Here is a 341-nt window from a genome sequence, read left to right as displayed (position 1 = left end):
GGACCTGTGGCAGGACTGCCGCACCCTGCAGCACGCGATCGACCAGGGCACGGCGCCGCTGGACCGCGCGCACTACCGCATCCGCACCAAACGGGTGGCCGCCGACAGGCACATCGACTACGGCATGGCGCTGTTCTCCGCGCTCAGTGCCGGCGTGGCGCTGATGAGCTACTGCGTGCTGTGGATCGCGCTCGGTTGGGAGGGCGGTGGCAACGGCGCGATGATGGCGGCGGTGACCGCCGCATTCTTCGCCGCACAGGACGATCCGGCCCCCAGCATGGTGCAGTTCCTGGTGTGGGCGATGGTCGCCTCGGTGGTGGCCGGCGTGTACCTGTTCGGCG

General features: G+C 70.1%; 1 protein-coding gene. It reads left to right on the top strand.

All coding sequences use genetic code 11. The features are described 5' to 3' along the window. On the top strand, window positions 1-341 hold a 341-nt coding region (locus EN804_RS35510), incomplete at both ends, for an FUSC family protein (RefSeq protein WP_189602196.1).

Origin of the sequence: Mesorhizobium sp. M8A.F.Ca.ET.161.01.1.1 (assembly GCF_004792105.1) — a bacterium.
Classification (GTDB): Bacteria; Pseudomonadota; Alphaproteobacteria; order Rhizobiales; family Rhizobiaceae; genus Mesorhizobium.
This window is presented reverse-complemented; position numbering and strand designations above follow the sequence as displayed.